Annotated in this window: 30 protein-coding genes; 9 read left to right on the top strand and 21 right to left on the bottom strand. The window is 67.4% G+C overall.

Annotated elements, in window-relative coordinates; all coding sequences use genetic code 11:
- The first annotated feature begins 10 nt into the window (after positions 1 to 10).
- Together RPR59_RS06605 and RPR59_RS06600 are read left to right on the top strand one after the other, a co-directional pair.
- A complete protein-coding gene (locus RPR59_RS06605; RefSeq protein WP_313917918.1) occupies positions 11 to 1,594 on the top strand; it encodes a sensor histidine kinase in 1,584 nt (527 codons plus the stop codon).
- A 269-nt stretch (positions 1,595 to 1,863) separates the two neighbouring features.
- On the top strand, positions 1,864 to 1,998 hold the full coding sequence (locus tag RPR59_RS06600) for an entericidin A/B family lipoprotein (protein ID WP_313917917.1): 135 nt from the start codon (positions 1,864 to 1,866) through the stop codon (positions 1,996 to 1,998).
- Between the two features lie 280 nt (positions 1,999 to 2,278).
- Here RPR59_RS06600 and tatC read toward each other — a convergent pair whose 3' ends face one another.
- From tatC to argS, 9 genes are all read right to left on the bottom strand, one after another.
- Positions 2,279 to 3,055, bottom strand: coding sequence for a twin-arginine translocase subunit TatC (gene tatC, locus RPR59_RS06595; protein ID WP_313917915.1), 777 nt, complete (start codon positions 3,053 to 3,055; stop codon positions 2,279 to 2,281).
- The gene (gene tatB, locus RPR59_RS06590; protein WP_313917913.1) at positions 3,052 to 3,516 is read right to left on the bottom strand and encodes a Sec-independent protein translocase protein TatB; all 465 of its coding nucleotides are present in this window, start codon (positions 3,514 to 3,516) and stop codon (positions 3,052 to 3,054) included. Before tatB ends, tatC begins: the two co-directional genes overlap by 4 nt.
- Positions 3,517 to 3,556: 40 nt before the next feature.
- On the bottom strand, positions 3,557 to 3,793 hold the full coding sequence (locus RPR59_RS06585; protein WP_313917912.1) for a twin-arginine translocase TatA/TatE family subunit: 237 nt from the start codon (positions 3,791 to 3,793) through the stop codon (positions 3,557 to 3,559).
- A gap of 118 nt (positions 3,794 to 3,911) precedes the next feature.
- Positions 3,912 to 4,508, bottom strand: coding sequence for an SMC-Scp complex subunit ScpB (gene scpB, locus RPR59_RS06580; protein WP_313917910.1), 597 nt, complete (start codon positions 4,506 to 4,508; stop codon positions 3,912 to 3,914).
- The gene (locus RPR59_RS06575) at positions 4,505 to 5,245 is read right to left on the bottom strand and encodes a segregation and condensation protein A (RefSeq protein ID WP_313917908.1); all 741 of its coding nucleotides are present in this window, start codon (positions 5,243 to 5,245) and stop codon (positions 4,505 to 4,507) included. The genes scpB and RPR59_RS06575 overlap by 4 nt, the downstream gene beginning before the upstream one ends.
- A 40-nt stretch (positions 5,246 to 5,285) precedes the next feature.
- Entirely contained in the window at positions 5,286 to 6,020 is a 735-nt protein-coding gene (locus tag RPR59_RS06570) for an energy transducer TonB (RefSeq protein WP_313917906.1), read from the bottom strand.
- 60 nt (positions 6,021 to 6,080) lie between these two features.
- On the bottom strand, positions 6,081 to 7,094 hold the full coding sequence (nagZ, locus tag RPR59_RS06565; RefSeq protein ID WP_313917905.1) for a beta-N-acetylhexosaminidase: 1,014 nt from the start codon (positions 7,092 to 7,094) through the stop codon (positions 6,081 to 6,083).
- Between the two features lie 71 nt (positions 7,095 to 7,165).
- On the bottom strand, positions 7,166 to 7,912 hold the full coding sequence (locus RPR59_RS06560) for an SPOR domain-containing protein (RefSeq protein WP_313917903.1): 747 nt from the start codon (positions 7,910 to 7,912) through the stop codon (positions 7,166 to 7,168).
- A complete protein-coding gene (gene argS, locus RPR59_RS06555) occupies positions 7,912 to 9,639 on the bottom strand; it encodes an arginine--tRNA ligase (protein ID WP_313917901.1) in 1,728 nt (575 codons plus the stop codon). The genes RPR59_RS06560 and argS overlap by 1 nt, the downstream gene beginning before the upstream one ends.
- 136 nt (positions 9,640 to 9,775) lie before the next feature.
- On the opposite strand from argS, the gene purL reads away from it, so the two are divergent.
- From purL to bfr, 5 genes are all read left to right on the top strand, one after another.
- Positions 9,776 to 12,019, top strand: coding sequence for a phosphoribosylformylglycinamidine synthase subunit PurL (gene purL / locus RPR59_RS06550; protein ID WP_313917899.1), 2,244 nt, complete (start codon positions 9,776 to 9,778; stop codon positions 12,017 to 12,019).
- A gap of 73 nt (positions 12,020 to 12,092) precedes the next feature.
- A complete protein-coding gene (locus RPR59_RS06545) occupies positions 12,093 to 12,467 on the top strand; it encodes a hypothetical protein (protein WP_313917897.1) in 375 nt (124 codons plus the stop codon).
- 33 nt (positions 12,468 to 12,500) lie between these two features.
- Positions 12,501 to 13,742 carry a DUF418 domain-containing protein gene (locus RPR59_RS06540; protein WP_313917895.1) on the top strand — a complete coding sequence of 414 codons (1,242 nt, stop codon included), beginning with the start codon at positions 12,501 to 12,503 and terminating at the stop codon, positions 13,740 to 13,742.
- Positions 13,743 to 13,850: 108 nt separating this feature from the next.
- Positions 13,851 to 14,021: a (2Fe-2S)-binding protein gene (locus RPR59_RS06535; protein ID WP_313917893.1), complete on the top strand. Its 171-nt coding sequence runs from the start codon at positions 13,851 to 13,853 to the stop codon at positions 14,019 to 14,021.
- Between the two features lie 65 nt (positions 14,022 to 14,086).
- Positions 14,087 to 14,569 (top strand): bacterioferritin, encoded by a 483-nt coding sequence (gene bfr / locus RPR59_RS06530; RefSeq protein WP_313917892.1) that lies wholly within the window; start codon positions 14,087 to 14,089, stop codon positions 14,567 to 14,569.
- A 23-nt stretch (positions 14,570 to 14,592) separates the two neighbouring features.
- On the opposite strand, the gene RPR59_RS06525 is transcribed toward bfr, so the two are convergent.
- The 6 genes from RPR59_RS06525 to panB form a co-directional block, all read right to left on the bottom strand.
- Positions 14,593 to 15,012 carry an Hpt domain-containing protein gene (locus RPR59_RS06525; RefSeq protein ID WP_432280298.1) on the bottom strand — a complete coding sequence of 140 codons (420 nt, stop codon included), beginning with the start codon at positions 15,010 to 15,012 and terminating at the stop codon, positions 14,593 to 14,595.
- A gap of 90 nt (positions 15,013 to 15,102) precedes the next feature.
- Positions 15,103 to 15,312, bottom strand: coding sequence for a sulfurtransferase TusA family protein (locus RPR59_RS06520; RefSeq protein WP_313917889.1), 210 nt, complete (start codon positions 15,310 to 15,312; stop codon positions 15,103 to 15,105).
- Positions 15,309 to 16,661 (bottom strand): ribosome biogenesis GTPase Der, encoded by a 1,353-nt coding sequence (gene der, locus RPR59_RS06515; RefSeq protein WP_313917888.1) that lies wholly within the window; start codon positions 16,659 to 16,661, stop codon positions 15,309 to 15,311. Before der ends, RPR59_RS06520 begins: the two co-directional genes overlap by 4 nt.
- Before the next feature lie 37 nt (positions 16,662 to 16,698).
- Entirely contained in the window at positions 16,699 to 18,021 is a 1,323-nt protein-coding gene (locus RPR59_RS06510) for an outer membrane protein assembly factor BamB family protein (protein ID WP_313917886.1), read from the bottom strand.
- Positions 18,018 to 18,755 carry a tetratricopeptide repeat protein gene (locus tag RPR59_RS06505; RefSeq protein ID WP_313917883.1) on the bottom strand — a complete coding sequence of 246 codons (738 nt, stop codon included), beginning with the start codon at positions 18,753 to 18,755 and terminating at the stop codon, positions 18,018 to 18,020. The genes RPR59_RS06510 and RPR59_RS06505 overlap by 4 nt, the downstream gene beginning before the upstream one ends.
- Positions 18,756 to 18,817: 62 nt before the next feature.
- A complete protein-coding gene (gene panB / locus RPR59_RS06500) occupies positions 18,818 to 19,684 on the bottom strand; it encodes a 3-methyl-2-oxobutanoate hydroxymethyltransferase (RefSeq protein ID WP_313917882.1) in 867 nt (288 codons plus the stop codon).
- A 125-nt stretch (positions 19,685 to 19,809) separates the two neighbouring features.
- Here panB and RPR59_RS06495 point away from each other — a divergent pair, with 125 nt between their 5' ends.
- Positions 19,810 to 20,244, top strand: a complete 435-nt coding sequence (locus RPR59_RS06495; RefSeq protein ID WP_313917880.1) for a DUF2178 domain-containing protein — start codon at positions 19,810 to 19,812, stop codon at positions 20,242 to 20,244.
- The gene (locus RPR59_RS06490) at positions 20,237 to 20,449 is read left to right on the top strand and encodes a helix-turn-helix transcriptional regulator (RefSeq protein WP_313917878.1); all 213 of its coding nucleotides are present in this window, start codon (positions 20,237 to 20,239) and stop codon (positions 20,447 to 20,449) included. The genes RPR59_RS06495 and RPR59_RS06490 overlap by 8 nt, the downstream gene beginning before the upstream one ends.
- 10 nt (positions 20,450 to 20,459) lie before the next feature.
- On the opposite strand, the gene RPR59_RS06485 is transcribed toward RPR59_RS06490, so the two are convergent.
- From RPR59_RS06485 to RPR59_RS06460, 6 genes are all read right to left on the bottom strand, one after another.
- Positions 20,460 to 21,113: a TIGR02466 family protein gene (locus RPR59_RS06485; protein ID WP_313917876.1), complete on the bottom strand. Its 654-nt coding sequence runs from the start codon at positions 21,111 to 21,113 to the stop codon at positions 20,460 to 20,462.
- Between the two features lie 67 nt (positions 21,114 to 21,180).
- A complete protein-coding gene (locus RPR59_RS06480) occupies positions 21,181 to 21,528 on the bottom strand; it encodes an ArsC family reductase (protein ID WP_313917875.1) in 348 nt (115 codons plus the stop codon).
- Positions 21,525 to 22,166, bottom strand: coding sequence for a hypothetical protein (locus RPR59_RS06475; protein WP_313917874.1), 642 nt, complete (start codon positions 22,164 to 22,166; stop codon positions 21,525 to 21,527). Before RPR59_RS06475 ends, RPR59_RS06480 begins: the two co-directional genes overlap by 4 nt.
- Entirely contained in the window at positions 22,160 to 22,591 is a 432-nt protein-coding gene (locus tag RPR59_RS06470; RefSeq protein ID WP_313917873.1) for a hypothetical protein, read from the bottom strand. Before RPR59_RS06470 ends, RPR59_RS06475 begins: the two co-directional genes overlap by 7 nt.
- Before the next feature lie 2 nt (positions 22,592 to 22,593).
- Positions 22,594 to 23,556 carry a cobalamin-binding protein gene (locus RPR59_RS06465; RefSeq protein ID WP_313917872.1) on the bottom strand — a complete coding sequence of 321 codons (963 nt, stop codon included), beginning with the start codon at positions 23,554 to 23,556 and terminating at the stop codon, positions 22,594 to 22,596.
- Positions 23,556 to 24,092, bottom strand: coding sequence for a hypothetical protein (locus RPR59_RS06460; RefSeq protein ID WP_313917871.1), 537 nt, complete (start codon positions 24,090 to 24,092; stop codon positions 23,556 to 23,558). Before RPR59_RS06460 ends, RPR59_RS06465 begins: the two co-directional genes overlap by 1 nt.
- Between the last annotated feature and the right edge of the window lie 350 nt (positions 24,093 to 24,442).

Below are 24,442 nucleotides of genomic sequence, written 5' to 3'. Positions count from 1 at the left end.
GCGGGCCGCGATGACAGCGCACGAACGGCCTCGGTCCGGGCGGCGAGGCATCGCTTCTTCACTGGCCGGAATCCCGACCGGGGCGAAGATCTTTCTGATTCTCAGCGGCGCGCTGCTGCCGCTGGCCGTCATCGTGTTCTTCGCCTCTCTGCAGACCACGCGCCTCGCCGATGTCGAGGCGCGGGCGCGCTTGCGCGTGGCCGCGGCGGAGGGGTCGCGCGCGCTGTCCAACGAGCTGATCGGCGACATGACGGCGCTGCGCGTGGCGCTCAACACCCTGGACGCCGATCCCAACGACCGGCCCGCCTGCGCCCGCGTCCAGGGCGTGTTCGCCCAGCAATTCGCCGCGGGCACGAAATTCGCCATCTATGACGCGCGCGGCACATTGCTGTGCGGCACGCCGATCCGCGCCGATCGGATCCGGCAGTCGGCGGGCGACGAAATCAGCTCGACATTGCTGCGCGATCGCGGACTCCTGCTCGCGGTGGGCGGCACCCGGCACGGCGCGCGGGCCGTCGCCTTCTTTCCCACGGGCTTCCTGTCGCGGGTCGCGCGGCCGAGCGGTTTCGTGCCGCCTTATTCCGCCACGCTGGAGCGCGGCGCCGAATCCCTGGTGTTGGAGAGCCTGCCGTCACGCGGGCCGCTGGACCGGCGCGAGCGGCGCAATGTCGCGCTGGGGGTCGGCAATCTTTCCCTCGCCATGTCGGTGCGGTCGGCGCCGATCACCTCTCCGGTGATCGTCACCATGCTGCTGCCGCTCCTGATGTGGGCGGCGGCGGCGGGCATCGGCTGGTTCGTGGTCGACCGGCTGCTGATCCGTCCGCTGCGGCGGCTGCGCGCGCGCGTCGGCGCGTTCAAGCCGGGCGAGATCATCGACCCGCCGCTTCCCGGCGCGGTGCCGGCGCAGGAGCTGCGCGAACTGGGCGATACCTTCCGCGACATCAGCCGCACCGTTCGCGACCATGAGGCCAATCTGGCCGAAGGGCTGGTGCGGCAGACGCGCCTGACCCGCGAGGTCCATCACCGCGTCAAGAACAACCTGCAGGTCATCGCCAGCCTCATCAACTTTCATGCGCGCAGCGCGAAGGGGGACGAGGCGACCGAGGCCTATGCCTCCATCCAGCGCCGCGTCGACGCGCTGGCGGTGGTGCATCGGCACCATTACGCCGAGATCGAGGAGCATCACGGCCTCGAACTGCGCTCCGTCGTCGGCGAACTCGCCTCCAACCTGCGGGCGACCGCGCCGGAAAGCGCCGCGCAGGTGGGCATCGCGCTCGACCTCGATGCCTTCCTGGTGTCGCAGGACACCGCCGTGGCGGTGGCGTTCCTGCTGACCGAACTGGTCGAGCTGGCGATCAAGTGCGACCGGAATACGACGGTGAGCATCTCGCTGAAACCGGCGCCGGACGCGGGCTGCGCGATCCTGCGGGTCAGTTCGCCGGCCCTGACGGAGGGGCCGCGCTTCGATCATCTGAACGATACGCGCTATGGCCGCATCATTGCCGGGCTGGCGCGGCAGCTACGCGGCACGCTCCATCACGATCCGCTCGTAGGTGCCTATGAAATCTTGATTTTAGTGCGCGACCCCAATTAGAAATTTTTTGCATCGGCCGGGAACCGTACCGCTTTGGAAGGCGTTGAGCGGTGTGGATAGTGACAATATGCCCCCCCGCTCTCGCTATCCAAGACATGGGCCCGAAAGCGTCGACCCCCTCCCCCCCCCGGTGGCGCTTTCGGGTCCAAAATTTTTTGCGCCGGCGCCGACCGTTTCCCCGTTCATATTCCGTTGTCGACACGGAACGAAAACCGGCGTTCGCGCATTCCGTATGCCGGAACCCACGTTCCAGCACAGCGGAGAATGTCATGCGTAAGATTATCGGAATTGCGTTCGTCGCCTCGGCGATCCTGGTGAGCGCGTGCAACACCGTCGAAGGTGTGGGCCGTGATGTCCAGTCGGCCGGCGACACCGTCGCGGACACGGCGAACGACGCGAAATAATCGCACGGAAAGGGCCGCGCTTCGCCGCGGCCCTTTTTGCTTCGTCCCGCGCCGGAGCGATTTGCGACCCAGGGGCAAGTCCGATCAGCTTTGAACGCTTTGCCGGGCTTTTCGGGCGGATCAGCCATATACTGACAACCGCCGCCTTCCCCGCGCCCGCCTTCCTTGTATCCCCGCGCAGGCGGGGGCCTGGTCTGTATCCCCGCCTGCGCGGGGATACAGATGCCGAACCTCCCGAAAAGTTCAGGCTGCTCCTGTGCAAAGCTGACAGCGCTCGCCCTCAGGCGCTGTTCGTGCGTTCCGCCTCGACCCGGCGCCGCTTCTCGGTAAACCAGATACCGATGATGCCCAGTTCGTACAGACCCACCAGCGGCAGGGCGAGCAGAAGCTGCGAGCCGACATCGGGCGGCGTGAGCACGGCCGAAATGGCGAAAGCGCCCACGATCGCGTAACGGCGCGCGCTCTTGAGCTGTGCCCTGGTAACGATCCCGGCCCGTTCCAGCAGCATCAGCAATACCGGCAGCAGGAAGGCGATGCCGAATGCGAACAGGAACTGCATGATGAAATCGAGGTAATTGCCGACCGACGGCAACGCCTTCTGGTCGATCCCGCCGAAATTGCCCTGATAGCTGAGCAGGAAATGCAACGCGACCGGCACCGCGATGTAATAGGCCATGGCCGCGCCCAGCAGGAACAACAGCGGCGTGGCGAGCAGGAAGGGCAGCAGCGCGCGCTTCTCCCGCCGATAGAGGCCGGGCGCCACGAACTGCCACAACTGATTGGCGATCACCGGAAAGGACAGCATGAGGGCGGCGAAGAAGGCCACCTTGATCCGCACGAAGAACGCCTCGAAAATCTGCGTGAAGATAATCTGTTCCTGGCCGGCATGCACCAGGGGCTGAACGAGGAAGGCGAAGATCTGCTCGGCAAAGGCGTAGCTGGCGATGAAGGTGAGCAGCAACGCCGCGATACAGTAAAGCAGCCGCCGCCTGAGTTCGATCAGGTGGTCGAGAAGCGGCGCCTGGCTTTCGTCGATGTCGTAATCCTCATCGCTCATCGGGCGGCGTCGCTCCCGTCACCCGGAGCGCGCCCGTCCGAAGCCGGGGCATCGGGGGCCGGGGCATCGGAGGTATCGGAAGGCGTGTCGGCGCCCGGCGCGCGTGCGGCCGCTTGCCCGCCGTCCGATTCCTGTCCCGCGGCGTCGTCCGGCGCCCGCGCGGTATCGCCGCCGCCGGAGACGGAAGCAGCGGATCCGTTCGATTCGGCGGTCAGAAGCGATTCGGGCGGATGTTCGCGCATGATCCGCTCATTTTCTTCCTTCCACTTCTTCTCCATCTCCGCGAGTTCGGCCTCGCGCACGATGTTGTCGAAGCCCTGGCGGAACTGGCGCGCGACGCCGCGGGCGCGACCGACCCAATAGCCGGCCACGCGCATCGCCTTCGGCAAATCCTTGGGACCGATGATGATGATCGCCACGAAAGCGACCAGCAGCAATTCGGTCGGGGCAATGTCGAGCATCTATATCCGTGCCTGAAACGGGGCGCTGCGGCCCGGCGGCTCAACGTTCTTCGCGGCGCGCCTCTCGGTCGTAGCTGGCATCGGGATCGGCAACCGGCTTCGCATCGATGCGGGACGGTTCCTTTTTCTGCTCTTCCTCGTCGTCGGCCATGCCCTTCTTGAAGTTCTTGATACCCTGCGCGACGTCGCCCATCAGGTTGGAAAAGCGCCCGCCGCCGAGCAGAAGCACCGCCACGATCGCCAGAACCAGCCAGTGTACAAGGCTGAAGCTACCCATTGAAAATCTCCTCGCGTTCAGCCCCTATCTACGCGTTATCTCGGCAATCAGCAACGGCGAACGGCGTCGCTGGCGCAATCCATGCGGCGCCCGCCATGCGGACCGCAACGCCATCGGGTCACGAGGATTCCTTCTCTACCCCGTCCCGATCGGGCTCGTCCCCGGACTCGGCCCGGTCCAGCGCGAGATCGACGGGATCGAGCAGTCCGGCGGCGCGAAGATCGTCGATCCCCGGCAGATCGCGCCGGCTCGCCAGGCCGAAATGGTCGAGAAAGCCTTGCGTCGTCACATAAGTGAGCGGCCGGCCCGGCACTTCGCGCCGCCCGGCGGGACGAATCCAGCCCGTCTCCAGCAGCACGTCGAGCGTTCCCTTCGAGATCTGCACGCCGCGGATCGCCTCGATCTCGGCGCGCGTGACCGGCTCGTGATAGGCGATGATGGCCAGCGTCTCGGTTCCCGCCCGCGACAGCTTGCGCGGCTCCTCCCGGTCGCGGCGCAACAAGTGGGCGAGATCGCCCGCCGTTTCGAAATGCCAGCGCTCGCCCCGACGCACCAGGCGAACGCCGCGTTCGGCATAGTGATCGCTGAGCGCGTCGAGCGCCGGACGCACCTCGGCATCGCCCAGATGCGCCCTGATCTCGTGGACGGTGAGCGGCGCTTCGGCCGCGAACAACACCGCCTCCACCGCGCGCATCAGGTCATCGGGCGGCGTCACCGCGCGGCCTTCACGTAAAGCGGGGCGAAGGTCGATTTCTGCCGCAGGTCCAGCTTGCCCTGCCGCGCCAGTTCCAGCGCCGCGACGAAGCTGGAGGCCAGCGCCGATTTGCGAAAGCCCGGCTCCGCGCCGGCGGGCAGGAAGCTCTCGATCGTCGACCAGTCGATGCGTTCGCCCAGCATCGCCTCCACCCGCGCGATGGCCGTTTCCAGCGTCATCACCGGCCGGCGGGCGACGACGTGCATCACCGGTCGCGTGCGCGCGCTGACCCGGCCGTAAGCGGCGATCAGATCATAGATTTCGGCCTGCCATTTCGTCTGGCGCACGGTGCGCAGCCCTTCCGGGCGCCCGCGCGCGAATACGTCGCGGCCCAGCCGGTCGCGCGCCATCAGCCGCGCGCCCGCTTCGCGCATCGCGTGCAGCCGCTCCAGCCGCAATTGCAGGCGCAGCGCCAATTCCTCCGGGCTCGGCTCGACCTCCGGATCGCGCGGCAGCAACAGGCCGGACTTCAGAAAGGCGAGCCAGGCCGCCATCACCAGATAATCGGCCGCCAGTTCGAGGCGAAGCGTCTGCGCCTCCGCGACATAGCGCAGATACTGCTCGACGAGCTGCAGAATGGAGATTTCGCGGAGGTCCACCTTCTGCGACCGCGCCAGCGCCAGCAACAGGTCGAGCGGCCCTTCCCAGCCGTCTATGTCCAGCGTCAGGTGACCGGCTTCGTCCGTTTGTTCGTCCATCCCCGGAGTAAAGCGACCGCGGCGATCAAGAGCAAGCGCGCTATTCGATGATCCACCGTTCGCGCTTGATCATCTTCGATTCGATCGGACGGCCCGCCGCATCGCGCGCGGGCGTGAAGCGGTAGCGCTGCTCGATCAGGCGGCAGGTCGTCACGTCGAGCGCGCGCGATCCGCTCGACCGGCGGATGCCGCAATCGCTGACGCTGCCGTCGCGGTGAATGGTGAACAACACCTCGACCGTGCCGCCGATCCCTGCGTCGATCACCGGTTGCGGCAGGTCGGCCGTGCGCAGCCTGCCGCCGATCTGGCGCGGCGGCGTCCCGCCCCCGGCGCCGGCGCCGCTGCCCGATCCGCCGCTGCCGGTGCCTTCGCCCTGTCCGCCGCTTCCCGTCCCCGGTCCGCGCACATCGGCATTGCCGGCGGTCGCGTCCTTGCCGGCACCGGGTTCCGGCGCGACCGTCACGAGGCTTTCGGTATCGAGCCGTATCTCCGGCTCCGGCGCGGTCACCTCGGTGCGCCTCGAATGGATGTTGGGCGGCGACGCCGCGCCTTCGGGCCGGGGATCGGGTTTCGGCCTGGGCTGTGCCGGCGGGTTTTCCGGCGGCGGTGGCGGTGGCGGCGACACGCGGAAGACGTCGAGCGCGCGGCTGGTCACCTGGGGAAGCGAAACGTTCAGCCCCGCGATCAGGCCGTAGCCGAGCAGGGCGGACAGCACGATCGACAGCACGGCGCCGCGCACCCTGCCTGCCGCCGCCGATCCCTGATACCTGCCCATGCCCGAACAAAGCCCGGCCGCGCGGAAAGGTCCCCGCGCGCCGTCGCGGCCACCCCGGCGTCAGTCCGCGGTAATGGCCAGCAATTCGTCGCGGCGGGCGATCAGGTCGGCAAGATCGGCCTCCCGGCGCGCCTCTGCCAAGCCGGACATCGCCCGGTCGAGGCGATCGCGGCCGCCGGAAGAGAGCGTTCCGGTCCGTTCGGCGATGTCCGTCATCTCGTCCATGCGCGCCCAGCAGTCCAGAACCACGTCACAGCCGGCCGCGATCGCCGCCGCCGCCTTTTCGCCGGCGGACCCCGTCAGCGCCTTCATGTCGATGTCGTCGGTCATCAGCAGGCCGTCAAAGCCGATGCGGCCGCGAATGATGCGCTCGATCACGGTCGGCGACAGGGTGGCCGGCCGGTCCGTGTCCCATGCCTGGTAGACGACATGCGCCGTCATCCCCATCGGCGCCGATGCGAGCGTGCGGAACGGTTCGATGTCCGACGCCAGTTCGTCCTCGCCCGCGGTCACGACGGGAAGCTCGTAATGGCTGTCGACCTGCGCACGGCCGTGGCCGGGCATGTGCTTCACCACCCCCACGACGCCGCCGCGACGCAGACCGTCCAGCATCGCGCGGCCGAGCGCCGCCACCCGCATCGGATCGGCACCATATACGCGTTCCGCCACGGCCGGCGTGGTCTCCGCCCGGCGCACGTCCAGCAGCGGGAGGCAATCGACCGTGATCCCCACCTCCGCCAGCATCATACCCAGCGCGTGTCCGTTCAGAAAGGCGGCCTGGATCGCCGAGGCGGGGGCCTTCTCGTACAGCGCATCGAAAGCGGGTCCGGCGGGAAAAGCGGGCCATTCCGGCGGCTGCATGCGCGCCACGCGTCCACCCTCCTGATCAATCAAAATCGGCAGGTCGTCACGGCCCGACAGGGCGCGCAGATCGTCCGTCAGCGCGCGAAGCTGCGCGCGGTCCGCCACGTTGCGCCGGAACAGGATGTAGCCGACGGGATCGGCCTCCCGAAAGAAGGCGCGTTCGTCGGCGGTCAGTTGGAGGCCGGACAGGCCGTAGATAACGGGCTTCATGCCCGCCGCGCTAGCAAATCAGCGCGGCAATAGGGAGAGGCAAACGCCGGCGCCGCGATTCCACCGGCACGTCACTGCGCCGGGATATAGCATGCCTCGCCGGCGACCTTCAGCTTGCCGCACAACTGCTTCGCCTGTCCGGCACTGCCGGCATTCACCCGCAGCCGGTAAACGGTATTGCCGTCCACTTCGGCCTTCTGCACCGACGAGCCGAGGTCGGCGAGATATTTGAAGCGCTCGGAAAACTGCTTCCACGCCCGGTTCGCGCGCGCCTCGCTGGGGAAGGAACCGAGCTGGATCACCGATCCGCCGCCGCCCGGTGCGGTGCCCGCGGTCGATGACCGGGACGGTGCTTTCGGGGCGCGTTCCAGGTTCTTGCTATCGCCGGGCACCGCGGCCACGACCGTCTTTTCCCCCTTGCCGGCGGGCGCCTGCGGTTCGGCCACGCGGCGGCCGTCGACGGGCTGTTCCGGCAGGGCGTCGACGTCCAGCGCACCGCGGGCCGCGCCGCCTTCACTGGTGACGAAGCGCGTATCGCCCTCTCCCGCCACCTTCATGCCGCCGCTTTCTTCGGGCCGCACCTTGTAGCTGCCCTCCTGCGCCTGGATCAGCTGGCCGCTGCCATGGCCGCCGCGGCTGCGCTGGTACATGAGATAGCCGAAGACGAGCGCGGCGATGACGACCAGGCCGAGTGCCACCAGCGCCGCGACGCGCAAGGCCGAGGGTCCCTCGTCGCGCTCTTCCGCCACGCTTTCCAGCCAGGGCAGCCGATCCTCCTCGCGAAGGTCGTGATCACCGTCGGCGCCGGTGTCGGTCATCAGTGCATCTCCTCGACGGCCTCCACCCCCATGATGCCGAGACCGTTGCGGATTATCTGCCCGATCGCGTCCGCCAAGAAAAGGCGCGCGGCAGTCCGTGCCGGGTCGTCGGACCGCACGAACCGACGGGCCGGATCGTCGTTGCCCATATTCCACAGCGCGTGAAATTCGGCCGCCAGGTCATAGAGAAAAAACGCGATTCTGTGCGGTTCGCGTGCAGCCGCCGCGCCCTCCACCGTGCGCGGGAACTGTGCGGCGCGCTTCACCAGCGCCAGTTCCGCTGTATCAAGAAGGGACAGGTCGGCACGATCGGCCGCGATATTCTCCGCCGCCGCCTTGCGCTTCAGCGAGGCGATCCGGGCGTGCGCATACTGGACATAGAAGACCGGATTGTCCTTCGACGCCTCTACCACCCTGGCGAAGTCGAAATCCATCTGCGCGTCGGCCTTGCGCGTCAGCATGGTGAAGCGCACGACGTCCTTGCCGACCTCGTTCACGACATCGGCGAGCGTGACGAAATTGCCCGCGCGCTTCGACATCTTCACCGGTTCGCCGCCGCGCAGCAGCCGCACCATCTGGATCAGCTTCACGTCGAAGCGCGTTTTGCCTTCGGTCAGGGCGGCGACGGCGGCGACGATCCGCTTGACCGTCCCGGCATGATCGGCGCCCCAGATGTCGATCAACTGATCGGCTTCCTGCGCCTTCTGGTAATGGTAAGCGAGGTCGGCGCCGAAATAGGTCCAGCTTCCGTTGGACTTCCGGATCGGCCGGTCCTGGTCGTCGCCGAACTTCGTCGAGCGGAACAGCGGCAGCTCGACCGGCTCCCAGTCCTCGGGCGTCTCGCCCTTCGGCGCTTCGAGCAGGCCGTCATAAACGAGGTCGCGTTCGCGCAGCCATTTCTCCGCCGCCTCGGGCTTGCCGGCCTTCTGCAGCTCGGCCTCGCTCGCGAAGACGTCGTGATGAATGCCGAGGAGCGCCAGATCGGCCTTGATCATCTTGAGCATGGCGGCGACCGCCTCGGCCCGGAACAAAGCGAGCCACTCCGCCTCGGGCCTGCCGACATAGGCGTCGCCATATTCGCCGGCGAGGTGGCGGCCGACGGGCTTCAGATAATCGCCGGGATAGAAGCCGTCGGGGATCGCGCCGATATCCTCGCCCAGCGCCTCGCGGTAGCGAAGGTGCGCCGAACGCGCGAGCACGTCGACCTGGCCGCCGGCGTCGTTGACATAATATTCCCGGATCACCTTGTGACCGGCGAATTCCAGCAGGTTGGCAAGCGCGTCGCCCACCACCGCGCCGCGGCAATGGCCCATGTGCATCGGCCCCGTGGGGTTGGCCGAGACATATTCGACGTTGACGGTGACGTCCCTGCCCATGCCGGACTTGCCGTAACCATCGCCTTCGTCGGTGATCGCGCGCAGTTCCTCGCGCCACGTCGCGTCGGTCAGCGTCAGGTTGATGAAGCCCGGCCCGGCGACCGCGACCGATTCGACCTCGTCCAGCTTTGCCAGCCCGGCCGCGACCTGCTCCGCGAGCGCGCGCGGGTTGGTTCCGGCCGGCCTGGCCAGCACCATCGCGGCATTGGTGGCGAGGTCGCCGTGGCTCGGATCGCGCGGCGGCTCCACCGTCACGTTGCGTCGCTCGACGCCGTCGGGCAGCACACCGTCGGCGGCGAGCTGGTCGAGCACGGCATCGAGATGGGCAGCGAAACGGGCGTAGAGCGTCATGGATTTGGCCTAGTGTTGGAAAGCGCGCGCTTTAGCCGATGAGCGCTGAAGTGCAAAGGCCGCGCCGCGGCGAGCCGCCCACCCCCTCCAGAAATGCCCTAGCCCCTTTTCCCGCCTCTCGCTAAATGCCTGGGGCATGACCGAGACCAGCCCCGCCATCACGCCCGAGATCGTCGCCGAGCACGGTTTCTCCCCGGAGGAATATGCACGCGTCCTAAACGCCATGGGGCGCGAGCCGAACCTGACCGAACTGGGCATCTTTTCGGTGATGTGGTCGGAGCATTGTTCGTACAAGTCGAGCCGCATCCACTTGAAAAAGCTCCCGACGACCGGACCACAGGTCATTTGCGGGCCGGGCGAGAATGCGGGCGTGATCGATATCGGCGACGGCCAGGCGGCGATCTTCAAGATGGAGAGCCACAACCATCCCAGCTATATCGAGCCCTATCAGGGCGCGGCGACCGGCGTGGGCGGCATCCTGCGCGACGTGTTCACGATGGGCGCGCGGCCGGTGGCGAACCTGAACGCGCTGCGTTTCGGCCGACCCGATCATCCCAAGATGCGCCACCTGATCGCCGGCGTCGTCCACGGCATCGGCGGCTACGGCAATTGCGTCGGCGTGCCGACCGTCGGCGGCGAGGTGAATTTCCACTCCGCTTATGACGGCAACATCCTGGTCAACGCGATGACGGTGGGCGTCGCCGATACGGACAAGATCTTCTATTCGGCGGCCTCGGGCGTCGGCAATCCGATCGTCTATGTCGGGTCGAAGACCGGCCGCGACGGCATTCACGGTGCGACCATGGCCTCGGCCGATTTCGGTGAGGACAGTGAGGAAAAGCGCCCCACCGTGCAGGTCGGCGACCCGTTCACCGAAAAGCTGCTGATCGAGGCGTGCCTCGAACTGATGGCCTCGGACGCGATCGTCGCGATTCAGGACATGGGCGCGGCCGGCCTCACCTCCTCGAGCGTGGAGATGGCGTCGAAGGGCGGGGTCGGCATCGAACTGGTGATGGACGATGTGCCGCAGCGCGAAGCGGGCATGACGCCCTATGAGATGATGCTATCGGAGAGCCAGGAGCGTATGCTGATGGTGCTGAAGCCCGGCCGCGAGGCCGAGGCGGAGGCGATCTTCCGCAAATGGGAACTCGATTTCGCCGTCATCGGGCGCGTCACCGATACCGGGCGCATGATCCTGAAATGGCAGGGCGACACCGTCGCCGACATTCCGCTGGCGCCGCTTGCCGACGACGCACCGCTTTACGACCGTCCGCACGTGGCAACGGTGGTGCCGACGATGCCGGAGGTGCCCGAATCGAGCGATATCAAGGCCGATCTGCTGACGCTGATGGGATCGCCCGACATCGCTTCGCGGCGTTGGATCTGGGAGCAATACGACCATATGGTCGGCGCCGACACGGTGCAGCGCCCCGGTGGCGACGCAGCGGTGGTGCGCGTGCACGATACGCAAAAGGCGCTGGCGATGACGACGGACTGCACGCCGCGCTATTGCTTCGCCGACCCGGTGGAGGGTGGCCGGCAGGCGGTGGCGGAAGCCTGGCGCAACCTGTGCGCGGTGGGTGCAAAGCCGCTCGCCATCACCAACTGCCTGAACTTCGCGAACCCGCAGCGGCCCGAGATCATGGGCCAGTTCGTCGGCTGCCTGGCGGGCATGGGCGAGGCATGCACCGCGCTCGACTTCCCCGTCGTGTCGGGCAACGTCTCGCTCTACAACGAGTCGAAGGCGCCAAAGGAAGATGGCGGCGGCGGCGGATCGGCGATCCTCCCTACTCCCGCGATCGGCGGCGTCGGGCTGCTGCGCGACTGGGGCAAGTCGTGCACCATCGGGTTCAAGAATGCCGGCGACGCGATCCTCGTCATCGGTGACCGGATGGGCCATCTGGGCCAGTCGCTGTGGCTGCGCGAGGTGCATGGCCGCGAGGAAGGGCCGCCGCCGCCGGTCGACCTCAATGCCGAACGCCGCGCCGGCGACCTGATCCGCACCGCGATCGAACAGGACTGGGTTACCGCCTGTCACGACGTGTCGGACGGCGGCCTGGCCGTCACGGTCGCGGAAATGGTGCTGGCCTCGAACATCGGCGCGATGATCACCGAGGCGCAGCCCTTCGGCGTCGCGGGTTCCTTCTTCGGCGAGGATCAGGGCGTCTATGTCGTGACGGTGCGGGACGAATTCGCCGCCGACTTCATGGAAGCGGCGGAGAAGGCGGATGTCGTCGTCGATCTGCTGGGCCGGACGATCAAGGACCGGATCGTGTTCGAGCTGGAGGATGCCGACGCGGTCGTGACGATCGACGAGCTGCGTGCGGCGCACGAAGGCTTCTTCCCCAAGCTGATGGGCGAGGATGCGGCGCTGGCCTGAGCCGCCGCGGGGGAACCGCCGGACCGTTCCGGCAGTAGTCGCGGGTATCGCCTGACCATGAAAAGGACGCGCCATGACCGATGATCACCCCACCCTCGCCCGCCAGCTCGGTTTCGAGCGCGGCATGAAGGTCTGGTTCCGCGACATGCCGGCGCCTATCCGGTCGGCCATCGACCCGCCGGGCAACGACCTGGAGGAACTCGTCGCACCATCGCAGGGAATCGAGGGCGCGGCGATCTTCGTCGACGCGCGCGACGCGCTGTCGAAGGAGGTACATGCGCTGCACGAACTGCTGACCCCGGCAGGATTCGTCTGGGTGGCATGGCGCAGCGGCCTGGACGAATCGGTGGTGCGTGAAACCGGGCGATCGTTCGACATGCTGCCGACAGATACGGCGGCGATCGGCGACTGGACGGCGATGAAGCTGGTCGGCAAGGGCGCGCACTGAACCATGCCCCGCCGGCGCCGATAGACCGCCGCCATGGCGACCACGGCACCGGATCGCATCGTCACCCTCGACATCGTTCGCGGCGTCGCGGTGATGGGCATATTGTTCATGAACATCACCGGCTTCGCCATGCCGGAGCCAGCCTATATGAACCCGCGCGCGTTCGGCGGCGCACAGGGACTCGACCTCGCCGTCTATGTCGCCGATTTCATCCTGGTCGACGGCAAGATGCGCGGGCTGTTCTCGCTGCTGTTCGGGGCGTCGCTGCTGCTGGTGGTGGAGCGGGCGGAAGCGGGCGGGCTCGATCCCGCCCGGGTGCATTATTCGCGCATGGTGTGGCTGCTCGTCTTCGGCCTCGTCCACCTCTGGGCGATCTGGTGGGGGGACATCCTGACGCTGTATGCGGTGATCGGCATGATCGCCTATGCCTTTCGCGGGCGGTCTCCGGAGCGGCTGATCTCGGCTGCGGCGACCTTGATCCTGATCCAGTGGGCGATCGCGGCGACCGTGCCGCTGGGTATCGACGCGACCGCCAGGGCGCTGCGCGAAGCCGCCGCCGATCCCGGTGCGCAGCAGGCATGGGACAGCATGGTCCGCGGCTTCGGCGTGCCGCCGGCGTCGTGGACCGAGGCGCGGCTGGCGCTGATGCGCGGCGGCTATGGCCCGATCGCGCTCGACCGCTTACGGGCGCATTTCACGACGCCGGTCACGAGCGCGATCTTCGTCGGGCCGGAAACGCTCGGCTATATGCTGCTGGGAATGGCGGCGCTGAAATCGGGCTTTCTGGGCGGCGAATGGCCGGCAGCGCGCTATCGCCGGGTGGCGTTGGCGGGGTTCGCGATCGGCATCGCCGGGTACGGCGCGATCGCTGTCTGGCTGATGGCGAGCGATTACACCATGCGCGCGGTAGCGATGGGCGTTATCGCGCTGACGGTGCCGCTGCGGCCGCCGATGATCGCCGGATGGGCCGCGCTGATCATCCTGGCTGTTCGGCCCGGCGGCACACTGGCGACGCGCATCGCGGCGACCGGCCGCATGGCATTTACCAACTATCTCTGCACCAGCCTGATCTGCACTACCCTGTTCTACGGCTATGGCTTCGGCTGGTTCGGCCGGGTGACCCGTGCGGAACTGCTCGTCGTCGTGATCGCCGTCTGCGCCGCGATGCTCGGCTGGTCGAAACCGTGGCTGGCCCGCTTTCGCTACGGACCGCTGGAATGGCTGTGGCGCTCGGCGGCGCGAGGGCGTGCGCAACCCATGCGGGGCGAAGCATAGCCGCGCCGACCGATCCGGGGACTCGTTTTATTGCGAGCGCCACGCAATAGGGATTGCAAGTCACTCGCATTATCCCTATTGCGGTTGGGCACAGCGAGGGATTCATTCATGGTCGTCTGCGTCTGCAATGCCATCCGCGAACAAGATGTCCGCGCCGCCGCGCGGGCCGGCGCGATGAGCGCGTGCCAGGCCTATCGCGCACTCGGCCGTCAGGCGAAATGCGGCCAGTGCGTCCGATTCGCGCGCGAGATCATCGCCGACGAACGCACCGCCGCCTGAGTCCGTACCTTGTCTCGCCCCCGCGCCCGGTCTAGCCCTGGGGCGAACGAACCGGAGGCGCGGCCATGAAGGGCGACGAAAAGATCATCGAATTTCTGAACACGGCGCTCAAGAATGAGCTGACCGCGATCAACCAGTATTTCCTGCATTACCGCATGCTCGATCATTGGGGCGTCCACCGCCTCGCCAAGTTCGAATATGACGAATCGATCGACGAGATGAAGCACGCCGACAAGCTGGCGGAGCGCATCCTCTTCCTCGACGGTCTGCCCAATTTCCAGAATATCGGCCGGCTGCGCATCGGCGAGACGGTGGAAGAGGTCATCAAGGCCGATCTCGATCTGGAGATGGAGGCCCTGCCCCTGTTGCGCGATGCGATTCAATATTGCGAGGAAAAGCGCGACTATGTCAGCCGCGATCTGTTCGCGGAGATCCTCGCCAGCGAGGAAGAGCATGTCGACACGCTGGAGCGGCAGTTCGAAATGATCGAACGCATGGGCCTCGAAAACTATATCCAGCTCAACGCCAGGTCCGAAGCCGACGAATGAAGGCGCCAGCCGTCGGCGCCGCGTCAGATGCCGGCGACCCGGCGGCCGAAGCCCTGACGGCGCGCAACGAGCGGGCTCGCCTCCTTTTCCAGCAGGGCCAGCGTGTTTTCGAACAGCGGCCGCAGTTGCGCGACATATTGCAGCGCCTCGGTCGGCGTGTCGTGCCGCTCGACGCAATCGCGCGCGATCGTCTCGATCGTCTCGGCCAGGTCGGATAGCGGATCGGCCCCGAACTGGCGCGATTCGCCCTTGAGCGTGTGGGCCGGGATGACGAGCGCGGCCGCATTCTGCGCGCGCATCGCTGCTTCGATCTGCTCGACCGACTTCACGCCGTCTTCGCGAAAATAGCCGAGGATGCGAACGAAGTTCGCGCCGAGTTCCGAACGCGCCTGGGAAAAGGCGGTCCAGTTCACCAGCGACACCCCTCCGCTCATGTCGTTCATCTGCGTCCTCCGAAATGCGCGTGTCCAGAACCGCCGCTCTACCCCGCGGATCGTAAACAGGCGGTTGACGAAAGGGGCGCGCGGGGACCGCTACAGCCGCACTATGCGAAAATGATTCGGGCCGACAACCGACAGCGCAGCACCGTTCGTTTCGGCAACGATACGCATTTCCGAAGCCGCCGCCGGATCGTCGGCACGGACCTCGAACTCGCGCTCCTGCGGCGCGGTTCTGAGGGCGCGCGCCAGCCGTACCGCCGGCCAGGGGCAGCGCATGCCGCGTGCCTCCACGCGGACGGTCATGCCTGCTTGTCGAAAGGGTTCTTCGCGGCCCGCAGCATCAGCCGCACGGGCACGGCGCCGAAATCGAATTCGCGCCGGATGCCGTTGATCAGATAGCGCTTGTAGCTGTCCGGCAGCAGGTCGACGCGCGTGCCGAACAGGGCGAAGCTGGGCGGGCGGCTGTTGATCTGCGTCAGATAGCGCGGCTTGATCCGCTTGCCGCCGGGCGCGGGCGGCGGGTTGGCCTCCATCGCGCGTTCGAACCAGCGGTTGAGCGCGCCCGTGGACACCCGCCGCGACCACGAATCGCGCGTTTCGAACGCGACCTTCAGCAGCGTGTCGATGCCCTTGCCGGTAATCGCCGACACGGTCAGCACGGGAATGCCGCGCGCCTGCGACAGGCCCTCCTCCAGCGCCGCCTTCACGCCGTTGAACAGACGGCTGGCATCTTCGGCGACATCCCATTTGTTGAGCGCGATGATGAGGGCGCGGCCTTCCTTCAGGACATTGTCGGCGATGCGCAGATCCTGTCCCTCCAGCCCCTTGGTCGCGTCGAGCAGCAGGATGACGACTTCGGCGAAATCAATGGCGTGCAGCGCATCGGCGACCGCCAGCCGTTCCAGCTTTTCCTGGACGCGGGCGCGCTTGCGCATGCCCGCCGTGTCGATCAGGCGGACGGGGCGGCCCTGCCATGCCCAGTCGGTGGCGATGGAATCCCTCGTGATGCCCGCTTCCGGCCCGGTGATCAGCCGGTCCTGCCCCAGCATGCGGTTGATCAGCGTCGACTTGCCCGCGTTTGGGCGCCCCACCACGGCCAGCTTCAACGGTGCGTCCGGTGCGTCGGCGTCCTCGACGTCCGCCGCTGCTTCCGCCGCCTCGACAAGCGGGCGCAGCGCTTCGAACAGCTCGACCACGCCCTCGCCATGCTCCGCCGACAGCGCGACGGGATCGCCCATGCCCAGCGACAGCGCGTCCAGCATGCCGGCCTCACCGGCGCGGCCCTCGGCCTTGTTGGCGACGAGTATGACCGGCGTCTCCGCCGCACGGAGCCAGCGGGCGATCTCTTCATCCAGCGGGGTCAGCCCGGTCCGGGCGTCGATCATGAACAAGGCGACATCGGCGCCCTGCACCGCCGATTCGGTCTGACGGCGCATGCGGCCGGGCAGGCTGTCGGGATCCTCGTCCTCATAGCCGGCGGTATCGATGATGCGGAAATCCAGCCCCAGCAGGCTGGCGTCACCTTCGCGGCGATCGCGGGTGACGCCGGGGCGATTGTCGACCAGCGCCAGCCGCTTTCCCACCAGGCGGTTGAACAGCGTGGACTTGCCGACATTCGGCCTGCCGATGATGGCGACGATAGGATGCGGCATGCAAATGTTCCCGTGCCGGCGCAGGTCGCGCGCCGGATCAGCGATATGCGGTCAGCGTACCGTTATTGGCGAGGACGTACAGCATGTTGTTGGCCACCACCGGCGGTAACGAGAAGTCGTAACCGGTGTCGACCGACGCCTGCACGGTGCCGTCTGCCGGAGCGACATTGGTGATTTCACCGTCGGAACTGACGAGCACAAGTCGGCCGCCGGCAAGCACGGGGCCGTACCAGTCGATCGGATCTTCCTTGTCGTCGGGGTCGCCATAGGCGCGCAACTGGCTGACCCAGCGGATCTTGCCGCTGTCGCGCGCGATCGCGAGCAGCTTCGCATCGGTGGTGACGAGATAGATCCAGTCACCCGCGACCCACGGCGTGGCGATGCCGGCGATATTCTGTTCCCATAGCCGCTGGCCGCTCAGCAGGTCGAGCGCCACCATGCGCCCCCCCTGGCCCACCGCATAGGCGCGGTCGCCGTCGATCACCGGATCGGCATCGATGTCGTCCAGCGACGATACCGAGGTCGAGATGCGCGTGCGCGACAGCACGTCGCCCCACAGGCTGCGGCCGTTTTCATAGCGATAGGCGTTGAGTTCGCCCGACGAGAACCCGGCGACCACCGTGCCGCGCGCCGATGCGGGTGCGGCCACGCCGAACACGCCCTGCGATTCGAGCGAAGCCGACTGGGTCCACTGCACCTTGCCGTCGCTCTGGCTGAGGGCGAAGAGCTGATTGTCCTGGCTGAGGACATAGACATTGTTGTTGGCGAGCGTGGGCGCGCCGCGCAACGGACCACCCGGCTTCGCCCGCCAGATCTCATCGCCCGTCGCAGCGTCGAGCGCCACGACCTCGCCCAGGCCGTTGGTGGCGAAGACGTGGCCGCCATCGAACGAAACGCCGCCGCCGAAGCGCGCATTCGCATTCTCTTCGCCCGGCGCGGTCTGCTTCGTCCACACCGTCGCACCGCTCTGCGCATCGACGGCATGTACCGCGCCATTGGTATCCATGACGTAGAGACGGCCACCCGCGACCACCGGCGCGGCGGCAAAGTGGCTGCGCTTCGATCCGCCCGGCACCCGGATGCTCCAGGCGCGCGAGAGCTGATCCGGCAGCGCCAGCGCGCCCATCGCCTTCGCCGCATCGCCGCCCGGCTGCGTCCAGGCATCGTTGGCGCGGGGGGCCGGAACCGTTACCGGCACGTCGGCGATCGTCTCGTCCACGTTGATTTCGGTCTCGGACGCCAGGATCGGAACCCGGTCGCCCAATACGGGCGTGTGCTTGTCGCCACCCTTGAAAATGCCGCATGCGCCCAGCGTGACCAGCGTAGCAATCGCCGCGGAGGTCTTCAGCTTGTTCATCATTGCGCGTTCTTGTCCTTCGATTCGCTCGGCTTGTCGCCGGCGTCACCCTTGGCGGCGCCGTTCTTCGTCGCGCCGTCCAATACAGCAGCCATCTGAACCGCACGTTGCCGGATCGAATCGGGCACCCCCGACGCCGCGGCAATATCGCTGTACATCTTCGCCGCCAGATCGCTGCGTCCCTGACGCAGATAGGCGATCGCCACCAGTTCGCCGGCGCTGCCGAACCAGGGGCTTTCCTTCGTCGCCAGCGGACGCAGACGCTGCACCACCGCATCGGGCTTCATCGTGTCGAATTCGATCGCCGTCCGCCGGACCGTCGCGAGATCGCGATAGGGCTGAGCCAGCGATGCGTCGGCAGCGATGGTGCCGAGGATCGCGGCCGCCCCCTTGTTATCGTCCTTCTTCATCAGCGCATCGGCGCGGGCGAAGCGGGCCATGGCGCTGTACCCGTCGACATCGCTGTCCGACAGCTCGGTGAGCGACGGCATCACCTTGTCCACATTGCCGTCGCGCAGCCCCTTCAGCGCCTGGTCATAGGCCACGCCCTGCTCCCCGGCGCGGACGCTCTGGCGGTGCTGCCAATAGAACCAGCCGCCGAGCGCCGCCACCAACAGCACCACCAGCAGCCCGATCCACAGGCCCCAACGCCTGCCGAATTCGGTCAGTTGCTCGCGTCGAAGTTCCTCGTCGACTTCGCGCTGGAACGCTTCGTTGGATTGGGGGGTAAGCGCCAAGACGGACTCCATTGGGGCGGGAAGGTCGCGGACCTTAACCGCGACATATGTGAAAACCTAGATCAGTTTTTGGGTGCGTAGATCTGATCCGCACCGGGAAACGCCCGTGACCGGACATCGCCCGCATAGGCCTGGACCGCGGCAGAAATGCGGCCGGCCAGATCGTCGAATTTCTTCACGAAACGCGGTGTGCGATCGAACAGGCCGAGCATGTCCTCGGCCACCAGCACCTGCCCGTCGCACCGGGCCGACGCGCCGATGCCGATGGCGGGACAGGAAATGGCGTCGGTGATCGCAACGGCGATGGGTTCGACCACGCCTTCGACCACCACGGCAAAGGCGCCGGCCTGCGCCACCGCTTTCGCATCGCCGACGATCTTTTCGGCCTCGGCCTCGCTGCGGCCGCGCGCGCCATAGCCGCCCAGGACGTTCACCGCCTGCGGCGTCAGGCCGACATGGCCCATTACCGGGATGCCGCGCTCGACAAGGAAGCGGACGGTATCCGCCATCGCCTCGCCGCCTTCCATCTTCACCGCGGCGGCGCCGGTCTGCTTCAGGAGCCAGGACGCGCTTTCAAACGCTTTTTCGGGCGAAGCCTCGTAGCTGCCGAACGGCATGTCGACGACGACCAGCGCGTGATAGCTGCCGCGCACCACCGCCGCACCGTGGCCGGCCATCATCTCCAGCGTCACCGGCACCGTCGAGGGCAGGCCGTAGATCACCTGGCCCAGGCTGTCGCCGACCAGCAGCATGTCGCAATGCGGGTCCATCAACTGGGCCATGCGCACGGTATATGCGGTCAGCATCACCAGCGGTTCGGAGTCGGCACCCTTGCGCTTGCGGATCGCGGGCACCGTCAGCCGCTTCATCGGCGCGGAAACCGGCGTCGCACGGCTTGTCGACGTGTCGATCGTGTAAGTGGTGGACATGGATCAGCGCTGTAGGCGCTCGCCCCGCTTGCGCCAAGCGAACAGGCGGTCTTTGCAATATAGGCTTGACATCATGTTATCTTTAATTAACATCGTGGCCAACGTATCGAACACAGGAGTCGGTGATGGCCTTTCGGGAAAAACTCGCCTGGGCACTGCTCGCCACCACGGCCGGCGGCTATGCGATCTATTGCTACCTGCTCGCGGGCGTGACCGGCCGGAACGGCTGGGACGGACCGGTCTGGTCGATCGTGCCACCGCTGATCGGCATGGGTGTGCTGATGGCCCTGCTCGCAACCATCGGCGCAGGCGGCGCAGCAATTTCGGCGCCGCGCGACGCCACCGCGCCGCCCGACGAGCGCGATCGGCTGGTCGCCCGGACAGCGCAGGCCCATGCCTATTGGGTCCTGACATCCGGCATCGGCGTCACCGTGGCGCTGATGCTGGCCGGGATCAGCCTGTTCCAGATCACAAACCTGCTCGTCAGCATCCTCGTGATCGCCGAAATCGTCCGCTATGCCAGCGAAGCCTGGCATTATCGCCGGGGCTGGCATGGCTAGACCGCCCATTTCCAACGACATCCGCACGCTGCGTTTCCTCGCCGGCGAGATGACGCAGGCCGAGCTGGGCGAGCGGATCGGCGTGACGCGGCAGACCGTCGCCGCGATCGAGGCGGGCAAATACGCACCCTCGCTGGAGGTCGCCTTTCGCATTTCGCAGGTGTTCGGCAAGCCGTTGGAAGCGGTGTTCCGCTGGGAGGGATAGGCCCCCTGCCCTATTTTTCCTTGCCGTAGATGTTCATGGCGATGGAGATGCGCTCACGACTGCCGCAATGGGGGCGGACGCCGTGGCGGACCCAGGCCGGGAACAGCACGAGATCACCGGCCCTGGTCGTCAGCCGCCGCTCGTTCTGCTGCGGCCGGCCGTCCACGCCGACGGCGCGAAAGCCGGGAAAGGTCATCAGCGGTACGGGAAAGCGCGGATCCTCGAAATAGAGTTCGCCGCCGCCGCTCCCGCCCGGCTCCTCGCCCATGTCGACATAATAGACCGCGGCCCACAGGACGCCGGGATGGGCGTGGCTCATATTGAGCGCGCCGGGCGGCGAGACATTGGCCCACATGCGTACCGACCAGGCGACGCTGTCGGGATCGCGCGCCTCGAAATAGGACAGGCGCTTCGCCATGCGCAGGGCGGTGTCCCACACCCGCTCGGCCGCCGGGCCGCCCCAGTACAGCATATCGGTCGTGGAATGCCAGCCGCCCACGTTGGAGCGGTTGAGACCTGCGTCCTGCCCGCGGCGCTGCGCGATCGCGGCCTTCAGGTCGGCGTTCAGCGTCGTCGCATCCTCCACATGCCCGTGCAGGATGCCCGTTTCGAACAGGCCGATATGTTCGGCGCGAACGCGCAGCGGATCGGATGGCGCAGCCATGTCGCCGCGCTTATAGGTCCGCGATCAGGAAATCCAGCCGCGCGAAACGGCGCCGTGGCCGGGCCGGCTATAGCAGCGCCGCGGCGTAGCGCTCCGCATCGAACCCGACGAGGATACCGCCGGGATATTCCAGCACCGGCCGCTTGATGAGCGACGGGTGCTGCGCCATCAGCGCGACCGCCCGATCCTGATCGAGACCCTCCCTGGCGTCGTCGGGAAGCTTGCGAAACGTGGTGCCGCGCCGGTTGACGAGCGTTTCCCATCCGACGTGATCGGCCCAAAGCGTCAGCCTGGCGGGATCGGCGCCGGCCTTCTTGTAATCGTGAAAGGCATAGCCGACGGCATGATCGTCCAGCCATGCCCGCGCCTTCTTCATCGTGTCGCAATTGGGAATGCCGTACAGGGTGATGCTCATGATGGCTGGCCTCGTTCGGTTCCGCGCGTGCCGCGACAGGCGAGCACGACGCGCTTCAAGTCATCCGACACCGGCACCGAAAGCGGCGCCTTGCCGTCGAGATCGCTTTCCAGCGTACCGGAACTGGCCAGCAGCACGTCCAGCCATGGCTGGCGCAGCGGCATCCGCCCGGTATAGCGATAGGCGTTGTCCTGTTCCTGAAAGGCGCGGACCAGGGTGCGCCCCTGCGGCAGCGACAGATTGAGCGCCACGACGGGATCGGGGTTCGATTCAACCGCGGTTCGCCGCACCCGAAGCATATGCCGCGATCGTTCGCAGGTCACGGCCATCATGCCCTCGCCGCCGAGGCGCCCGAACACGGCGCCCGGCCCGTCCGGCGTGTCCTGCAACGTCCAGCGCCCCTCGCGCGGCGGCTCGGGCAGGGTCACGGTGCCGGCGGGGGCCGGCGTGGGATAGACGATCGGGGGGCCGTCGTCTTCCTGCCCGTCGTCGGTGGCGCCGTCCCCGCCATCGCCCGCCTTCGCGACCGCATGGCTGTTGACCGGAGCCTCGTCATTGCCGCCGAAATAGCCGCCGCAGCCGCCGAGCAGGACGGTCACGGCTCCGGCGATCAGCCATCGCGCCGATGGATTCAGCACCGCACCCGAACCATGGTCGAACCGCCGGTGGTCACCGCGAGCCGACCATCCGGTTCGAGCGCGAGGTCGAACCGGCGCTCCTCGGTCATTCCCTCCGCATCCAGGGTCGCCGCGACCGCGATGCCGTCTCCGCCGGCCGGGCCGACCGACCGCACCCTGGCGCTGCCTTCGTAGAATTGCAGGTGCTGCGGCTGCACGACCAGCCGCATCTCCGAGCTTTCGTCGCGGCAGGCCTCTTCACTGCTGTCCCACTCGCCGAGAAAACGTTCGGGGATCAGATTTGCGTCACGCGCATCGGCGGTCGGCGGCGCATCGGCGGCATTGATTGCAGCCATGTTCTCCGCCCCCTGATCCTGCGCGCCGTCGCAGGCCGCCAGCGCCGCGATCACCGGCGCCGCCGCCAGCATCCTCCACATCTTCGCCATCGTCATCCTCCCGATTGCCAGGCGGGTTCGCGATCCTGCACCGCGACCCGGCGCCAGGCTTCGCCACCATGGCCGAAAGCATGGAGGTCCGAATGCATGAGCTGGGCAAGAATTTCCGCGGATTCGACGAGGCGCGGTCCCGGCCGGTTGAAGAAATACTGCCCGTCGGTGGCAAAGACCCGTCCGGATCGCACCGCACGCATGTCGCGCCATTCGGGCCGCCCGGTCAGCGCGTCCAGTTCGGCCAGCGTCTGCGGAATGCGAAAGCCGCACGGCATCAGGGCGACGACGTCCGGATCGGCCTCGACCAGGTCGGCCCACGCGATCGCCGGCGAATGCTCGCCCGGCGTCGCCAACAGGCTCTCGCCACCGGCAAGCGCGATCAGTTCGGGCACCCAGTTTCCGGCAACCATCAACGGGTCGATCCATTCGATCGCGGCGACGCGCGGACGCGGCCGATCGGCCACGGCCGCCTGCACCGCATCGAGCCGCACGCGGCAATCGCCGATCACGCGCTCCGCCCGATCCTGGGCACAAAGCGCCGCGCCGACGTTGCGGAAATCCTGCCACACATCGTCCAGATCATCGGGCGCCAGGCTGATCAGGCGCGGCGCCGCCCCCGTCCAGTCATCGAGCGCGGCCTGCAGATCGTCCGGCGTGACGGCACAGACGGCGCATTGCGTCTGCGTCAGGATCACATCGGGTTCGAGCGCGCGCAGGAGATCGGTGTCCACCTCGTACACCGACAGGCCCGCGCCGACGATCGCCTGCACCCGCGCCTCTATCGCACCGGACCGCAGCCCCTTGGCGAGCTTGCTGCGGGTGACGACCGGCAGGTCGGACACTCCCTCGGGCCAGTCGCATTCGTGGCTGCGCCCGACCAGCGCGTCCCGAAAGCCCAGCGCGCACGCGATCTCCGTCGCGCTGGGCAGCAGCGATACGATGCGGGGTCGCGCACCCGCCATCAGGCGAGGCGGAGCGGCTTGCCGAACAGACGCGGCGAGCTGGCCGACAATGCCCGCTGCGCCGCGAGGAGCACGGCGAGCCAGACCGCATTGTTCACGGCGAGGCCCAGCACGATGTCGGCGGTGAAGGTGTGCACCCCGCCAAATGCCAGCGCCACGGCGTAGAGCGATGCTTCATAGGCGACATAGGCGGCAACGGCCGCGATCGCGGTACGCGCCAACGTGGCGCCTTCGCCGCCGGTCATCCAGCGCGCGACAAGGTAGGACAGCATCGTGCCGCCACCCAGGGCCGCGCCCCAGCCGAGCGAATACTGGTCGACGGGATAGCCCGACAGGCAATAGCCCGACGCCTGATTGAGCGCCCAGCAGCCCGCCGCCGTCAACGCACCGCGGCGCACGTCCATGGTGACTGCCGCGACGACCGCGACGGCGACGAAGGGCGTCATGCACTTGAACACCATCGATCCCGCGACGGCGAAGATCGCGAGCGTCAACGGCCACAGCACGTTTCGGATCAGCGGATTGGCGTGGGTCATCGGGTCATATCCTTATCGCTATGGGTCGGCGGCGCCGCGCGGCCAAATTGCCGCTCACCCGCGCGATATGTCAGCACCTGCCCCAGGTCCAGCATTGCGGGCGGCCGCTGCGGCGGCGGCGGTAAATTCCGTTCACCCGACATATACGCTGGCGCGCCGCGAAGAAAGGGGCTGCGCGCGCTGCGATGCTCCGCTCGGCCGGTGCCGCGACAGGTGGAGAGCGTCGGCGCAATCGGGCGCGACTCAAGCAGAACGGCGCTTCGACAGACTCAGCGCGAGCGGGAGGGGAGGATGCTGACCGGATGATCGGGGCGAGTCCGGGCCTTTGCGGCGGCTTTCAGCCGCCGAGT

It is taken from the genome of Stakelama saccharophila, assembly GCF_032229225.1.
GTDB lineage: Bacteria > Pseudomonadota > Alphaproteobacteria > Sphingomonadales > Sphingomonadaceae > Sphingomonas > Sphingomonas saccharophila.
The sequence above is the reverse complement of the archived record's forward strand: the minus strand, read 5'-3'. Positions and strand labels throughout refer to the sequence as shown.

Coding starts and splice junctions, on each gene's coding strand:
- RPR59_RS06600 (WP_313917917.1), top strand. CDS start 1,864: ATGCGTAAGATTATCGGAATTGCGTTCGTCGCCTCGGCGATCCTGGTG.
- RPR59_RS06585 (WP_313917912.1), bottom strand. CDS start 3,793: ATGGGTAGCTTCAGCCTTGTACACTGGCTGGTTCTGGCGATCGTGGCG.
- panB (WP_313917882.1), bottom strand. CDS start 19,684: ATGTCCACCACTTACACGATCGACACGTCGACAAGCCGTGCGACGCCG.
- RPR59_RS06535 (WP_313917893.1), top strand. CDS start 13,851: ATGGTCGTCTGCGTCTGCAATGCCATCCGCGAACAAGATGTCCGCGCC.
- tatB (WP_313917913.1), bottom strand. CDS start 3,516: ATGCTCGACATTGCCCCGACCGAATTGCTGCTGGTCGCTTTCGTGGCG.
- RPR59_RS06560 (WP_313917903.1), bottom strand. CDS start 7,912: ATGACCGACACCGGCGCCGACGGTGATCACGACCTTCGCGAGGAGGAT.
- RPR59_RS06460 (WP_313917871.1), bottom strand. CDS start 24,092: ATGACCCACGCCAATCCGCTGATCCGAAACGTGCTGTGGCCGTTGACG.
- purL (WP_313917899.1), top strand. CDS start 9,776: ATGACCGAGACCAGCCCCGCCATCACGCCCGAGATCGTCGCCGAGCAC.
- argS (WP_313917901.1), bottom strand. CDS start 9,639: ATGACGCTCTACGCCCGTTTCGCTGCCCATCTCGATGCCGTGCTCGAC.
- RPR59_RS06605 (WP_313917918.1), top strand. CDS start 11: ATGACAGCGCACGAACGGCCTCGGTCCGGGCGGCGAGGCATCGCTTCT.
- tatC (WP_313917915.1), bottom strand. CDS start 3,055: ATGAGCGATGAGGATTACGACATCGACGAAAGCCAGGCGCCGCTTCTC.
- RPR59_RS06520 (WP_313917889.1), bottom strand. CDS start 15,312: ATGACCGTCCGCGTGGAGGCACGCGGCATGCGCTGCCCCTGGCCGGCG.
- RPR59_RS06490 (WP_313917878.1), top strand. CDS start 20,237: ATGGCTAGACCGCCCATTTCCAACGACATCCGCACGCTGCGTTTCCTC.
- RPR59_RS06465 (WP_313917872.1), bottom strand. CDS start 23,556: ATGGCGGGTGCGCGACCCCGCATCGTATCGCTGCTGCCCAGCGCGACG.
- RPR59_RS06525 (WP_432280298.1), bottom strand. CDS start 15,012: ATGAACGACATGAGCGGAGGGGTGTCGCTGGTGAACTGGACCGCCTTT.
- RPR59_RS06575 (WP_313917908.1), bottom strand. CDS start 5,245: ATGGACGAACAAACGGACGAAGCCGGTCACCTGACGCTGGACATAGAC.
- bfr (WP_313917892.1), top strand. CDS start 14,087: ATGAAGGGCGACGAAAAGATCATCGAATTTCTGAACACGGCGCTCAAG.
- RPR59_RS06485 (WP_313917876.1), bottom strand. CDS start 21,113: ATGGCTGCGCCATCCGATCCGCTGCGCGTTCGCGCCGAACATATCGGC.
- RPR59_RS06470 (WP_313917873.1), bottom strand. CDS start 22,591: ATGGCGAAGATGTGGAGGATGCTGGCGGCGGCGCCGGTGATCGCGGCG.
- RPR59_RS06510 (WP_313917886.1), bottom strand. CDS start 18,021: ATGATGAACAAGCTGAAGACCTCCGCGGCGATTGCTACGCTGGTCACG.
- der (WP_313917888.1), bottom strand. CDS start 16,661: ATGCCGCATCCTATCGTCGCCATCATCGGCAGGCCGAATGTCGGCAAG.
- RPR59_RS06495 (WP_313917880.1), top strand. CDS start 19,810: ATGGCCTTTCGGGAAAAACTCGCCTGGGCACTGCTCGCCACCACGGCC.
- RPR59_RS06480 (WP_313917875.1), bottom strand. CDS start 21,528: ATGAGCATCACCCTGTACGGCATTCCCAATTGCGACACGATGAAGAAG.
- RPR59_RS06570 (WP_313917906.1), bottom strand. CDS start 6,020: ATGGGCAGGTATCAGGGATCGGCGGCGGCAGGCAGGGTGCGCGGCGCC.
- RPR59_RS06540 (WP_313917895.1), top strand. CDS start 12,501: ATGGCGACCACGGCACCGGATCGCATCGTCACCCTCGACATCGTTCGC.
- nagZ (WP_313917905.1), bottom strand. CDS start 7,094: ATGAAGCCCGTTATCTACGGCCTGTCCGGCCTCCAACTGACCGCCGAC.
- RPR59_RS06545 (WP_313917897.1), top strand. CDS start 12,093: ATGACCGATGATCACCCCACCCTCGCCCGCCAGCTCGGTTTCGAGCGC.